This is a genomic window from Gemmatimonadaceae bacterium (assembly GCA_020846935.1).
In the GTDB taxonomy this organism is placed as follows: Bacteria; Gemmatimonadota; Gemmatimonadetes; order Gemmatimonadales; family Gemmatimonadaceae; genus RBC101.
In genome coordinates this window covers 580,727-594,962 of sequence record JADLCY010000001.1, presented here as the reverse complement: position 1 = coordinate 594,962, position 14,236 = coordinate 580,727, and the positions used below count along the sequence as shown (strand labels likewise).

The following is a 14,236-nucleotide window of genomic DNA, read 5'->3' as shown; positions in this document are numbered from 1 at the left end:
AGACGCGAGGGCGAGACGGTCAGGCGAGGCCGAGGTGCTTCAATACCGCCGGTGGCGGACCATCAAAGCGGGGCAGGGCCACGTTGCCGACATACCCGATGTCCTTCATCCCTTCGTCGGTGGTGTAGAACCCCTCGGCCGTCAGGTCGCGCACGCGATCAAAGAAGCGCGCTGCGGCTCGGTGCTCTGGCCTCGCGTTGGGAAGAAAGCAGATGTCGTCACAGATCGCGGCCCGCTGCGTCGTACTCGCGCGCGCGAAGGTGCGGCCGAACCGACGACGACTCTCGGTGTTGAGCCAGGCAAGCCCACCGCGCAGCCGCACCAGCTCGCGCTGGTTGCCGTCGTATGGCGCGCTCACCCAGTGATTGATGTAGCCCGGCACACCCACGGCCGACGCGCTCGGTGAGCGGCTGTCGGCCGGAATGATCATGTCGCACAGCGCGGTGAGCGTCACCATCTCCGGCGCGGTGAGTTTGTTCGACCAGGTGATCCGCGGCCGCAGCAGGTCGGGATCGGAGGGTGTGCCTCGCGGTCCGGCCGCGGTCGCCTGCGACTCGTCAGGTTCGACCACCGCGGGATCGGGTGTGGCGGGCGCTCCGAAGCCGGGCGACGGCAGCGCCGGTGTGACCGCCGCAACGGCGAGGACTTGCAGCGCACGGCGCCTCGAGCGCCCGCGCCCATCGAGCGACTCGTCAGGCAGTGGCGACGTGCCCGGGGTCGGCGTGGTGTCACTCATCCGATGTTCCTCTTCGAAAGCTCGTCGATGATGTGGTCGCAGGTGCGCCACGCCAGGGCGAGGATGGAGAGTGTCGGGTTCTTGTCAGCGTTGGACACGAACGGTGCGCCGTCGGTGACGAAGAGGTTCTTCACGTCCCACGACTGGCACCACGCGTTGAGTACCGACGTCTTCGGGTCGGTCCCCATGCGACAGGTACCGACTTCGTGGATGATCTGGCCGCCGCGGGCAATCACCCTGGACCCATCCGTCTCCACGGCGCCATTCACCTTGCCACCCATCGCCGAGACGACTTCGGCGAACGTCTTCACCATGTGCGCGGCCTGACGCGTCTCGTGCTCCGACCACTTCCAATGGAAGCGGAGGACGGGGATGCCCCACTGGTCGGTGACCTCGGGGTCGAGTTCGCAGTAGCAGTCTTCGTTGGGGATCATCTCACCGCGGCCATCGAAGTACATGAACGAGCCGTAGTAGCGCCGCGCCTCTTCCTTCAAGCGGCGGCCGTAGGCGCCGTTGGTGTAGTTCTCCAGTCCGCCGAAGATCCCGGGGCCCGGCATGTCGCGCCCGCCGCCGAACTCCACGTGGTAGCCGCGTGCAAATCCGAGCTGACCGCCGATCTGCTCCTTGTAGAGCCACCACGGCATATACATGTGCATGCCGCTGGCGCCGTCCTGGTTGTGCGGTGGGCAGCGCTCCAGCGCCGGGATCTGCCCGCCGATGCCCGCGCCGACGGTGTCCATGAGATACTTGCCCACCAGGCCGCTGCCGTTCGAGAGCCCGTTGGGGAAGGGCGCGCTGCGCGAGTTCAGCAGGATGCGCGCCGTCTCGCATGCGCTCGCGGCCAGCACCACCACGCGCGCTCGCACTTCGCGGTCGGTGCGCGTGCGCTTGTCGATGTAGCGAACCCCGGTCGCGCGCCCCGCCGCATCGACCATGACCTCGCGTACCATGGCGTCGGACACGACGTCGCAGTTACCGGTGGCGATGGCCGGCGGAAGAAGCACCGTCGTGCTCTGGAAGTTGGCGCGGATGGAACACCCGTTGCCGCACGGCGTGGCCCAGAAGCACGCCATGCGCTGCCGCATGGACTCGGCCAGGACGCGCTGGGCCAGCCGGTTACCGGGGTGGATCTTCTGCGGGAGCGTCCGGTGATCCTGGCGCTGCGACATGATCGCGAGATGCGCCGGAATCACGGGGATGCCTAACGGCCCGCAGGCCTTCTTTGTCAGGAGTTCGGTCGCCCGCGGAGCGGGGGCGGGCATCAGCACGCCTGGCGAGGATCGTGGCGTGTTCTCGAGGTCGTCGTCCCCGCCGTACACGCCGATGAGCATCTCCGTGCGATCGTAGTACGGGGCGAGGTCCTCGTACGCGATGGGCCAGTCGGCGCCGAGCCCGTCGCGGGTCTTCGGTTTGAAATCGTAGGCCCCCATGCGGAGCGAGATACGACCCCAGTGGTTGGTGCGCCCGCCGGTCATGCGCGCACGCCACCACATGAACTCGCTGCCCGGCGCGGTGGTGTACGGCTCACCCGGCACGTTCCAGCCGCCGTCGACCGTGGCGTCGTAGAAGCCGAACGGCTTCTCGCGCGTCCCGGCGCCGCGCAACGGTGCCTGACGCGGGAGGTTGAACATCGGCGTTTCGGTGACCGGGTCGTAGCGCCGGCCCGCCTCGAGCACGAGCACCTTGAGCCCGGCCACGGCGAGCTGATACGCGGCCATGCCACCGCCAGCGCCGGACCCCACCACGATCGCGTCGTACGACGTCTGCGACTTGGGACTGCTGAGGAACACCGCGCACTCCGCTGGGTGATGCGGCGAATATACGCCCGGCTGGCCGAAGCCGCGATTCGACCGCGCTCCCCCTGCGCCCGCCCGCCGCACGACACGCGCTCGCGTTCGCGGCCGACGGCCGGCACGCCAGGGGGCGCGGCCCCTTGCACCACGTCGTAACGTTGCGTTCCTGCGTTCCTGCGTTCCCGCGTTCCCGCGTTCCCGCGTTCCAGCGTTCCGATCCAGGCTCATGAACGAGCCGCCGTCTCGGACGTGTGTTCCCGCGCCACCGCAATCACAGCCCGCCAGCCCATGCCCTCCACGTCGGTCGCCCCTCGCCCGCGCCAGGCCACCAGGTTCACCCGCGTCCTTGCCCTTGCTTCGTTAGGTGTGATCGCGGGCTGCACCGCGGCGCCCGAGAGCGACGCGGTCACCGCGGGCCGACGACCGATCACGCTCAGCACCACGGAACGCTTCAGCGCGACAACCATTCCCGCATATCAGGGCACGCACCCCGAAGCCTATGCCTGGATCGACGCGAACCTGCCGCGGCACCTCGCCAACCTCCAGCGCTGGGTCCGACAACGTTCGGTCTCCGCACAGAACGACGGCATCCAGGACATGGCGCGGTTGGTCCGGGACGACCTCAAAGCGCTCGGCTTTGCCGAAGCCGAGATCGTACCGACCAGCGGGCACCCGGGCGTCTGGGGCTACTACGACGCCGGGGCCGCACGAACACTCGTCGTCTACATGATGTACGACGTGCAGCCGGTGGAGCCCACCGGCTGGTCCGTCGACGCCTTTGCCGGCCAACTCGTCGATCGACCGATGGGCAAGGTGCTCATGGCGCGCGGCGTCACCAATCAAAAGGGTCCCGAGCGTGCCTTTCTCAATGCGCTCGAGGCGATCATCCGCTCAGGCCACAAGCTCCCGGTCAACCTCATGGTCGTCGCCGAGGGCGAGGAAGAACTCGGTTCGCCGCACATGGAGGAGGTCATCGCGAAGTACGCGGATCGCCTGCGCACGGCCAACGGGGTGTTCTTTCCCTTCAACGCCCAGGATCCGCAGGGCGACATCGGCATGTACCTCGGGGTGAAGGGCATCGTGTCGTTCGAGCTCGAGGCGAGGGGCGGGCCACACGGCGGTCCGTCACGCGCCGAGATCCACGGGTCGTACAAGGTCATCACCGACTCGCCCACGCTGCGACTGACCCAGGCGATCGCCAGCCTGACGACGCCCGATGGCAACACGATCGTCGTGCCCGGATACTACGATGCGATCCGCGCGCCATCCGACGAGGAGCAGCGGCTCGTGAACGGCATGCTCGACACGTGGACCGCCGGAGAGGCGGGGCAGCGCCAGGCCCTTGGCGTCGCGCGATGGATCGACAGCCTCAGTGGGCAGCAGTCGCTCGCGCGCTACCTGTTCGACACGCAGCTCAACGTCGACGGCATCTGGTCCGGCTACACCGGTCCGGGCATGAAGACGATTCTGCCTCACGTGGCCACAGCCAAGCTCGACTCGCGCCTTGTCCCCGACCAGCACCCCGACAGCGCCCTCGCGCTCATTCGACGGCATCTCGATCGCCAGGGCTTCACCGACGTCGTCCTGCGCAAACTGAGCGGATATCCGCCGGCTCAGACGTCGGTGGAGGCCGCGCTGGTGAAGGCCACGATCGCGACCTACAACAAGTATGGCTTCAAGGTCACCGTGGCGCCGCGCCTTGCCGGCAGCGCGCCGTACTACGTGTTCACCGACGTGCTCAAACTGCCGATGGTCATGGGCGGGCTCGGCTACGGCACCGGTCAGCACGCACCGGACGAGTTCATGCTGATGGAGCCCGCGCCGGGGTCAAAGGTTGCCGGACTCGCGCAGCTGGAGAAGTTCTACGTGGACCTCCTGCACGCCCTGGCGACCTCGTGACGCGGGAGGTCGGCGCTGGCGCACGTTACGTCACGCGCAACACGTCCGTCGGGTAGCCCCGTGCGCCCGGGACACGTGGCGTGCCGGCATACGGGTGACGGCGTTGGAGCCGGTCATGGTGCGTGATTCGGTGTTCCTTCGAAAACGACCCGCCGGCTCCGTCGTCCAGGGTTTGCGCGTGCTACGGCCTGATAGGCTTGAGCTGCGCGTCCCGGATGGCCTTGAACTCGTTGCCCTCCCGCCAGGCCGGGAACGTCGACGCCTGCGCCACGCGGAATCCGACGGTGAGCAGGAGCTGGAGGTCCTCCACGGCGCCGCTCAGGTCCCAGCCGGGCTTGATCTCGTCCTGAGGCTTGTGGTAGTCGTTGGCCGTGTATTCGTCCCGCTTCCGCATCCCGAAGTCGCTGGGTTTCCCGATGTAGTCGAGGCCGGCACCCGGGTTGAACGCCGGCACGCCCTGCTTGGCGAAGTTGAAGTGGTCGGAGCGGTAGTAGAACCCCTTCTCGGGCTCAGCGTCCGGCGTCAGCACGCGACCGCCCTGTTCCTGCGCGGCCTGGCGTGCATAGTCGTCAAGTTCGGACGCGCCGAGTCCGATCACGTTGATGTCCTTCGTCCGGCCCCAGGTGTTGAGCCCGTCCATGTTGATCGCCGCTACGGTGTTCACCAGGGGATACAGCGGTGTGACGGCGTAGTACTGCGAACCGAGTAGTCCCTGCTCTTCGGCGGTCACGGCGAGAAAAAGGATCGTGCGCTTCGGGGGAGCGGGCATCGCACGATACGCGCGTGCCATCGCCAGCAGGCCGGACGTCCCGGTCGCATTGTCCTCGGCGCCGTTGTAGATCGAATCGCCGTTTACCGGCTCGCCAACGCCGAAATGGTCCCAGTGCGCAGTGTACACGACCACCTCGTTCTTTCGCGTGGGGTCGCTGCCGTCGAGCTTCGCCACCACGTTGCGCGAGTTCACGGTGCGGAGCGCGTTGTCGAGCCGCACCGAGGCGGTGACGCCCAACGGTACCGGGCGAAAGTCCCGGGTCGCCGCGGCGCTCGACAGCGCGCCGAAGTCCTGCCCCGCCATCGCAAACAGCGCCTTCGCCTGGTCGAGCGTGATCCAACCCTCGACGGCGCTGCGGGTGCGGTTGCTGTCGGGCGTCACGAGGTCGAACTGTTCCGCGGTCTTCCCCTGCACGACGGCAAACGGGTACCCCGCGGCCTCGGTCTCATGCACCAACAGCACGCCTGCTGCCTTGTGCTTCATGCCCTGCTCGTACTTGTACGTCCAACGCCCGTAATACGTCATGCGCCTGCCGCCAAACTGCGAAGTGTCGGCGAGTGGCGGATCGTTCACCAGCATCACCAGCGTCTTGCCGGTCACGTCGACGCCCTTGAAGTCGTCCCACTGGAACTCCGGCGCCTCGGTGCCGTAGCCCACGAACACGAGCTCGGATTTGTTGAGCTGCGCACGTTCAGCGACATGCTTCGTCCACGCGACGTAATCGTCGCGCCAGGTGAGCGTCTGTTTCGTGGTTCCTTTGGCAAAGGTGAGCGCAGGCGCACCCCGCACCGTGATACCCACCAGTGGCACGTTCTGCAGATACGTGCCGTCCGGATTGCCTGGCGCGAGACCCATCGCGCGGAACTGCGCCTCGAGATATGCCACCGTCCTGTCTTCACCCACCGACCCGGGCGCGCGCCCCAGCAGCGAGTCATCCGCCAGCACGCGGATGTGGCCCATGAGGGTACCGGTGTCGATGGCCGACAACGCCACTGGCGGCACGGATGCCGGTGCGCCATCGGTCTCCGCCGTGGGTGAACACGCAACGAGCCAGGCAAGGATGGCGGCAGTGCAGAGGCGGGACGTCATGTGCGGACTCGGCGGGATGTGGGCGTAGTGATGCGTCGCGCGGCAATGGACGCGAACGGCTGGTAGCGCAGCGGAACCGTAGGGTGCGGCGCGCCGGCCGCCCATCCTACCGCCGTACCGCGGTCACGTCCAGCAACCGCTCACGCACCTGGCGGGCCTTGCCGGACCGCTCCAGGGCACGCCAGAGCCGATCGACCAGCTCGGCGTCCACCAGACCCGACGGCGAACCGGCCGCGGGCCCGGCGAGGCCCTCCGCCTGACGGAAGGCATCCACAGCGGCCACGGCATCGGCCGTGTAGGTCAAGGCCTCGGTGTCGCGTGGCAGCTCGGTCCGATCGCTCCGATACAGACCGAGGGCGTGCAGCATCACCTTGAGCTGCCATACGTCGTTGCCGCTGAACGCCTGCAGCGTGCGGAACCCGATCGTCTGCGACACCGCGTCATAGACGCGGCGGAGCTCGGCGACCGGCTCGGGATGCTCGCAGACCGAGATGTTTGCCGTGACGCCGTCGGGGCGACGGGAGCGGCCTGGCCGTGCATCGGCGACGATGACGGCTGCGGACTGCGCGCGCCCTTTGCGCGCGTCACCGCCGCGCGCGTGGCCCGCGGCCAGTGCCTCGATGAGTCGGTCAGCCAGGTGGCGCGGCTGCCCTTCGCTCGCCTCGAACGTGGTAGCGACCGCGTCGATGACCTCCTTGCCCACCAGCAGGTTGCCCTGCGTGACGTATGAGGGCCCGGTACGGTGGCCGGCCCAGGCGCGCGTGGCGGATCCGGTGTGCTGCGCCGCGGCACCGCTCGCGGAGATCACACCCACCTGCCGCGAGGTCGCGAGTGAATCACGCTGCAGCAGCCGCGACAGCGCCGCCTCCGGCGCCTCGCCCTGCGCGATCGCGTCGAGCAACTCCGTCCCGTATTCGGTTCTGGTATTGGCCTGCGTGGCCACCGCACCCACACCGGCGCGCACCCACGGCACGCCGTTGCCCACGCACGCGACGCGCGTGGTGACGGCCACGCCCACCTCACCCGTCCGCCGATCGATCGCGGCGATCGAGAATGTATGAAAGACCAGCGAGTCGCGCCCCCACCCGGTCGGCTCCTGTGACGCTGCCGTCGCGCAGGGGAGGAGCAACAAGCCAGTCACAATGAGAGAGCGCATGATCGGAGGGGCGAGGCGTCGCGACGATCAGGAGCGGGCTTTCACGTATCGATCCATGCCGAAGCCAAGCAGCAGGGTGGCCGCCACAAAGGCTGCGGAGAAGTAGTAGGGCGCCGAAACGCTGAGCGAGTCGAAGGCCCATCCGAAGAACAGCGGCGCCACGATGCGGGAAGCGCCACCAAATGTCTGCTGCAGGCCCATGTACAGGCCGCGCTCGTGGCTCGGGATCACGCGCGAGAGCAGCGCGGTCACGCACGGGAACGTGAAGGCCGTGCCGAGCGGCAGAAGCGCGACGGCTATCGCCAGGGTGCTGATGTGTCCGGAGAGCGGCATGCCGAGCAGTCCGAGCGCGAGCAACACGATGCCGAGCCGCGAGAGCCGCGCCTCGCCCAACCGGTCCACCGCGCGGCCCAGCAGCAGGACGCGGGTGAACACCGAGATCGCGCCGATATACATGAAGAAAAATCCGATCGTCTGCTCGGTCACCTGAAATCGCACGTTCAGGAAGAGCGCGAGCACGGTGTTCACACCCTGGAACGACCCGATGGCGATGGCGTAGATCCAGATGAGGCGCGACGACGGTTCGCCCGAGTGGCTGATGACGCGCCACGCCGCCTGCCTCGGCGATCGACGCGGGGCGTTTGACGTCACATGGTCGCGCGACTCCTTGAGGTACTTCCACGCGAACGCCATGGTGACCAGGCAGAGCATCGCGGCCACGAGGCCCGGCGCCGCCTGACCCATGCGGAGTTCGCCACCACCGGGCAGCAGGTCGCGTGTGCCAAGCAGCACCGCAAAGGACCCCATCACCGGTCCCAGTGCGACGCCGAGGTTGGTGGCAGCGGAGAGCCAACCCAGTGCCCGCGCCCGATCCTCGGGGGCCGTCGAGTCCGCGACGTACGCCTGGATCACGCCCACCGTGCCGCCGCCAGCGCCTTGCACCAGCCGCGACAGGAACAGCACGACCAGGGAGTTGGCAAAGCCGAAGATCAGGTACGAAACCGCCGACGCCGCGAGTGCAATGAGCAGCGCCGGCCGACGACCGTAGCGATCGCTGAAGCGCCCCCACATCGGTGCGCTCAGCAATTGCGCGGTGGTGAATGCCGCAACGATCACGCCGGAGATGAGTCCAATGCCGGCATGCATCCCGAGCAGTTGCACCCCCTCGCCTCCAAGCTTCTTCACGTAGAAGGGAAGCAACGGGATGATCATCAGCACGCCCACCATGTCGAGGAAGGCGGTGGCCATCAGCGCAAACAGCGTCGCCGGGATCTTCCGGACTTCCTGCGCCAGCACGTACAGCAGCGCTATGCCGATGAGACCGAGCAGGACGCGCACGACCGGAGACTGCAGCGACTCCGCGATGCCGAACTGCGCCATGGTCAGTCGCCGATCCGACCGAGCGCCGCCGGTTGGCGGGATCGGCCCATCATGCCCGCGACGGCAATGATCGTGAGGATGTAGGGGATCATGGCGACGAACTGCGAGGGAATGACCTGCAGGCCCTGGAGCTGGATCTGCAGCGTCTCGGCGGCCGCGAACACCAGGCAGGCCACGGCCGCGCGACCAGGCTCCCAACCCCCGAAGATCACCGCCGCCAGCGCAATGAAGCCGCGCCCCGCCGTCATGCTGTCGGTGAACTGGTGTTGCTCGATGGCCAGGTACGCACCACCGAGTCCTGCCAACGCGCCCGCCCCGAGCACAGCGATCCACCGGACGCGCGCCACCGAGACGCCCACCGATGCCGCGGCCTCCGGCTTCTCGCCAACGGCGCGCAGCCGCAGACCGTACGGCGTGCGATACAGGATCCACCACACCGTGGGGATGGAAGCGAGGCCAAGCAGGACGAGCGGACTCGCGAGCGATGCGAGCAGCGAACCGGCGCCGTCCCCGGTCGCCGCGAACCAGTCGAAGCCGGGCACGCGCGGCGAATTGGAACTCGAGTCGAACGCAAGCCGCAGAAAGAACCGGGTGATCCCGACCGCCAGCAGATTGATGGCAATGCCGAGGACCACCTGGTCGGCCCGATAGCGGATACTCGCCAGGGCGTGGATCGCCGCGGCGAGCACGCCGCCCGCCGCCCCGGCGAGGATGCCGATCCACGGCGAGCCGCTGTAATAGCTGCCTAACGCCGCCGAGAAGGCCCCCGTAAGCATCCACCCCTCGAGCGTCAGTGCGATGATGCCCGCGCGCTCAGACAACACGCCGCCGGACGCCGCAAACAGATACGGCGTGGCGATGCGCAGGGTCTGCACGAGGAACGCCAGCACGCTCATGCAGGCTTCCTCCCCGCCGCCGCGTGCAGCATCCGCTGCACTTCCGGCACCGCCGTCGCCACGGCGATGATCACGATCGCGGTGAGCACGTCCACCAGTTGCTTGGGCACCAGCGCGTTCACCGCCAACCCACCCTGCGACAGCGTGGCAAAGAGCAACGCGGCGAGGACGACGCCCACGGGATGGTTCCGCCCGACGAGCGCCACGGCGATGCCGAGGTAGCCCGATCCCGCACCGAAACCCTCTTCGTAGTACTGCTTGTAGCCCAGCACGTAGTTCACGCCCCCGAGGCCGGCCAGCGCGCCCGACAGCACCAGCGTGCGGAACCACACGCTCCCCACCTTCACACCACCGTACTCCGCCGCCTCGGGCTGCAACCCGACTGCGCGCAACTCATAGCCGGCGCGCGAACGGAACAGGTACCACCCCGTGGCGATCGCCGCGGCGATCGCGATGAGGATCGTGAAGTTCGCGGCTGACCCATGAAACGACGGAATCATCGCGGCCAGCCTCGGAACCGCACCAGCGCGGATCTCCCCCGTGTGCAACTGCTCGGCCACACTGAGGTGCGCGGCCACGATCCAGTTGAGGAAGGCCACGACGATGAAGTTCACCATGATCGTGACGATGACTTCACTTGCGCCGAACTTCGCCTTGAGTGCGCCGGGGACCACCGCCGCCGCCGCACCGCCGGCGAGGGAAGCGAACACGCAGAGGGGCACGGCAACCAGCGCCGGTGTACCGCCGGGCAGCCAGAGTCCAACGATCGCGGCGGCAAACCCGCCAAACGCGAGCTGTCCTTCGGCCCCGATGTTGAACAGGCCGGAACGAATACCCAGGGCAACGGCGAGCCCGGTGCACACCAGGGTGGTGGCCTTGTAGAGCACCTGGCCGAGCCCGTACGCGTTCCCCCACGTCCCGTCGATCAGCAGCGCGAACACCTCGCGCGGGGATTGGCCGAACGCGAGGATCAGCAGGTCGCCAATGACTGCGGCGATGAGCAGTGCCGTGAGCGGCGGAAGAAACGGCAGCAGCGCGCTCGGCACGCGGGTCTCGCGCGTGGGCGGTGCGCCGGGATCGGGCACGCGCGACTCGGCGGTCGACGCCAGGGGACGTGGCTCAGGCGACATGCGTCCCCCCGGCCGCGCCTGTCATCCACGCGCCGAGCACCTCGGCGCTCGCTGCCACGCGCGGCAGCGTCACTACGAGGCGACCCCCGTACATCACGCCGATGCGGTCGGAGAGCGCCATCACCTCCACGAGATCCGCCGAGACCAGCAGGACCGCTTTCCCTGCATCGCGCGCGGCCAGCAGTTGCTCGTGAATGAACTCGATCGCACCAACGTCGACGCCGCGCGTCGGCTGCACGGCGAGCAGTATGTAGAACTCGCGGCCTCGCATCTCGCGTGCGATCACCACCTTCTGCTGGTTGCCGCCCGACAGGGCCCGTGCGGGCAGCAGCGGGTCGGGCGGACGCACGTCGAACTGCGCGATGCGTTGCGTGGCGTTCTCGCGGATCGCCTCGCCGTCGAGGGCGAGGCCCGGGCTGAACCGGTGCTGAAGCCCGAGGATGAGGTTGTCGGCCACCGGGTAGTCGAGCACGAGGCCGCGACGATGTCGGTCCTCCGGGATGTGCGAGAGTCCGGCATCGGCTCGCGCACGCACGCTCCAGTGCGTGACATCGTTCGTCCCGAGTGCCACGCGGCCTGACGAGACCGCTCGCAGGCCGGCAATCGCCTCCACCAGTTCGGTCTGCCCGTTGCCCTCTACACCGGCAATGCCGAAGATCTCACCGGGTCGCACGTCGAACGTCACGTCGTCGACCTCGTTGGGCCGGCGCGCCGAGGCCACGACGAGTCGTGACACGCCGAGCGACGCGAACGCGCTGGTCGCGGCACGTCGCTCGGTGGCCTCGGCGGTCTGCGCGGGACGCTCGAGCGCCAGCCGCACGTCACGGCCCACCATGAGCCGCGCGATGGTAGCCGGCGTCGCACGCGAGGTGGGCAATCGGCCGACGGTCTCGCCCGCTCGCATCACGGTGATCGTCTGCGAAACCTCGACGACCTCGTCGAGCTTGTGCGTGATGAGCACCACCGTGCCGCCTCCCGCGACCAGCGTGCGCAGCACCTTCCACAGCTCCGTCACCTCAGGCGGCGAGAGCACGGCCGTGGGTTCGTCGAGGATCAGGATCTTCGCGCCGCGAAAGAGCACCTTGAGGATCTCGACCCGCTGCAACTCACCCACCGAGAGGTCCGCCACGCGCCGTGTCGGGTCAACCACCAGGCCGGTCCGCTCACACAGCGACCGCACAGCGCGCTCGGCGCCCTCACGATCGAGCTGCAATCCCCGACGCGGCTCCTCGCCAAGCACCAGGTTCTCGGCCACCGTGAGCGTCGGGACGAGCATGAAGTGCTGGTGCACCATGCCCACGCCCGCCGCGATCGCGTCGCGCGTCGTCCAGCCCGTGACGTTGCGGCCGTTCACCTCGACCGTCCCGGCCTCCGGGGCGTACATGCCGGCCAGCATGCGCATCAGCGTCGATTTGCCGGCGCCGTTTTCGCCCACCACGGCGTGGATCTCACCCGTCGCGACCTCGAGCGACGCCTGGCGGTTGGCCACGACACTGCCGAAGGTCTTGCGGACGCCGGTGGCGCGGAGCGCGACGGTCATCGCGTGGCGGGCACGGTGATCCGACCGGCAATGATCTCCTGCCGGAGCGCCTCGACCCGCGCGCGTGCCGAGTCGGGGATCAGCGCCCGGTTGTTGGCATCGTCGATGTAGTTCACGCCCTTCTCCTTCAGGCCCAACTCGAAAATGCCGCCACGAAACGTCCCTTCCTTCACCTGTCTGATGGCGCCGTACACCGCTTCGTCCACGCCCTTCACCATCGAGGTGAGGATGTAGCCCGGCGCTTCCGCGTACTGGTCGGCGTCGACACCGATCGCGAGCTTGCCCTGCTTGCGCGCCGCCTCGAATACGCCGAGCCCCGTGGAGCCCGAGGCGTGGAAGATGACGTTCACGCCCTGCTGGTACTGACTGAGCGCCAGTTCCTGCCCGCGGCCCGGGTTCTTGAACGCATCGGGCGTGACGCCGGCGTATTGCGCGATCACCGTGCAGTCGGGACACACGGCCTTCACGCCGGCGCGGTAGCCCATCTCGAACTTGTGGATCAGCGGGAAGTCCATTCCGCCGACGAATCCCAGCTTCTTGCTCCCGCCCACCAGCGCCGCGAGCGCGCCAACCAGGAACGACCCTTCTTCTTCGCGGAACTTGAGCGCCGCAAGATTCTCCGGGGGCTCCACCGGCTTGCCCGTGGAATCCATGGTGACCGCGTAGTCGACACCCGCGAACTTCACGTTCGGGTACTCGCGCGCGAGCAACGTGAGATCATCGGTAAAGATGAAGCCGACGCCGACCACCAGATCCATCCCCTCGGCGGCAAGGAGCCTGAGGCCTGCCTCGCGATCCGAGCCCTCACCAGGCTCGATGAAGCGCACTCGGGCGCCCAGATCACGCACCGCGCGCTCGGCGCCGGCGAAAGCGCCGTCGTTGAAGGACTTGTCGCCCCGGCCGCCTACGTCGAAGACGATGCCGACGTCAACGCCATCCGTGCCCGCGGCCATGCGGGTGGCACCGGCGGGCTGGACGAATTGCAGCGAAACATGCAGGGCGAGCAGCGCCCCGAGCACGACGAGGAGTTTGCGCATGAACCCGGGAAAGCTCGCGGGGGGCGACAGGGGTGGGAAGGGCTGCACACCTCGCTTGTCCACGGGGCTCCCAGGCGCTCCGGATTCGGCGGTGCCTGCCGTTGATGTCGACCACCGGGCATTGCATCACGTGTGCGGACCTCGGCGGACTCGCGTCCCCGGCTGGGCTTACCCCCCTGCCGCCTCAGGCAGCACGTGTTGCGGGGGGCGCCTGTTCGTCGATGCCCACGGTGCCGCCGGTGTTGGCCCGCCGCGGTCGATGGCCTGTCGAAGGGACCGCAACGTCTCGTGCGTGACCCGGAGTTGCTCCGTCGTGAGGTCCGAACTTGCGCGCGCCATGCGCACGAGCCCGGGTTGGTCCATCAGCATGAGCTGAAACTCGCCCGTGGTCGTCAGGCGAACCTGTGGCGTATCAACTTCTGCGTCACGGGACACCAGTTCGATCAGCCCGGCGTCGGCGAGCGCCGCGAGATGAAGCGCCGCCGGGTCGCTTCCACCGCGCCAGATGGTGTCGGTCGGGAGGGGCCGTCGTGCGGCGACCTGCCGCAGTGTCTCTGCCACCTGCGGCGTCAGGAGCTGCGTGGATGACTCGGCGCGCGCGTCCTCGAGCTGCGCGACCAGGCGGGCCAGTTCCTGCACGAGCACACGGAACGCCCTTAGGTGCTGGCGACCCTGGGCGGCGCGCCGGCGCGCGCCAGGGTCCCTTGGCGGGTCGGGGGGAGCAATCATGCTGGGGCTCTGAGAGAAGCGGTCACGACGGGGTGGAAAGTGTCACCTCCTGTTGCGTGATACCGGTTGATTTCCAGAC

Annotated in this window: 11 protein-coding genes; 1 reads left to right on the top strand and 10 read right to left on the bottom strand. The window is 68.2% G+C overall.

From position 1 onward, the window contains the following. Window positions 1-19: 19 nt before the first annotated feature. Both IT361_02480 and IT361_02475 read right to left on the bottom strand, forming a co-directional pair. A complete protein-coding gene (locus IT361_02480; GenBank protein MCC6316531.1) occupies window positions 20-736 on the bottom strand; it encodes a gluconate 2-dehydrogenase subunit 3 family protein in 717 nt (238 codons plus the stop codon). Then, a complete protein-coding gene (locus IT361_02475; GenBank protein MCC6316530.1) occupies window positions 733-2,757 on the bottom strand; it encodes a GMC family oxidoreductase in 2,025 nt (674 codons plus the stop codon). Before IT361_02475 ends, IT361_02480 begins: the two co-directional genes overlap by 4 nt. Window positions 2,758-2,817: 60 nt before the next feature. On the opposite strand from IT361_02475, the gene IT361_02470 reads away from it, so the two are divergent. Then, window positions 2,818-4,428 carry a M20/M25/M40 family metallo-hydrolase gene (locus IT361_02470; protein ID MCC6316529.1) on the top strand — a complete coding sequence of 537 codons (1,611 nt, stop codon included), beginning with the start codon at window positions 2,818-2,820 and terminating at the stop codon, window positions 4,426-4,428. 181 nt (window positions 4,429-4,609) lie between these two features. On the opposite strand, the gene IT361_02465 is transcribed toward IT361_02470, so the two are convergent. The 8 genes from IT361_02465 to IT361_02430 form a co-directional block, all read right to left on the bottom strand. After that, window positions 4,610-6,289, bottom strand: a complete 1,680-nt coding sequence (locus IT361_02465; protein MCC6316528.1) for a M28 family peptidase — start codon at window positions 6,287-6,289, stop codon at window positions 4,610-4,612. Between the two features lie 106 nt (window positions 6,290-6,395). Further along, on the bottom strand, window positions 6,396-7,445 hold the full coding sequence (locus IT361_02460; protein MCC6316527.1) for a DUF1028 domain-containing protein: 1,050 nt from the start codon (window positions 7,443-7,445) through the stop codon (window positions 6,396-6,398). Window positions 7,446-7,472: 27 nt separating this feature from the next. Beyond that, window positions 7,473-8,825 (bottom strand): MFS transporter, encoded by a 1,353-nt coding sequence (locus IT361_02455; protein MCC6316526.1) that lies wholly within the window; start codon window positions 8,823-8,825, stop codon window positions 7,473-7,475. Between the two features lie 2 nt (window positions 8,826-8,827). Continuing rightward, window positions 8,828-9,721 (bottom strand): ABC transporter permease, encoded by an 894-nt coding sequence (locus IT361_02450; protein ID MCC6316525.1) that lies wholly within the window; start codon window positions 9,719-9,721, stop codon window positions 8,828-8,830. Further along, entirely contained in the window at window positions 9,718-10,851 is a 1,134-nt protein-coding gene (locus tag IT361_02445; GenBank protein MCC6316524.1) for an ABC transporter permease, read from the bottom strand. Before IT361_02445 ends, IT361_02450 begins: the two co-directional genes overlap by 4 nt. Continuing rightward, complete coding sequence (locus tag IT361_02440) at window positions 10,841-12,391, bottom strand: ABC transporter ATP-binding protein (GenBank protein MCC6316523.1); 1,551 nt, start codon at window positions 12,389-12,391, stop codon at window positions 10,841-10,843. The genes IT361_02445 and IT361_02440 overlap by 11 nt, the downstream gene beginning before the upstream one ends. After that, on the bottom strand, window positions 12,388-13,428 hold the full coding sequence (locus tag IT361_02435) for a BMP family ABC transporter substrate-binding protein (GenBank protein MCC6316522.1): 1,041 nt from the start codon (window positions 13,426-13,428) through the stop codon (window positions 12,388-12,390). The genes IT361_02440 and IT361_02435 overlap by 4 nt, the downstream gene beginning before the upstream one ends. 168 nt (window positions 13,429-13,596) lie before the next feature. Continuing rightward, window positions 13,597-14,157, bottom strand: coding sequence for a hypothetical protein (locus tag IT361_02430; protein ID MCC6316521.1), 561 nt, complete (start codon window positions 14,155-14,157; stop codon window positions 13,597-13,599). Window positions 14,158-14,236 lie beyond the last annotated feature (79 nt).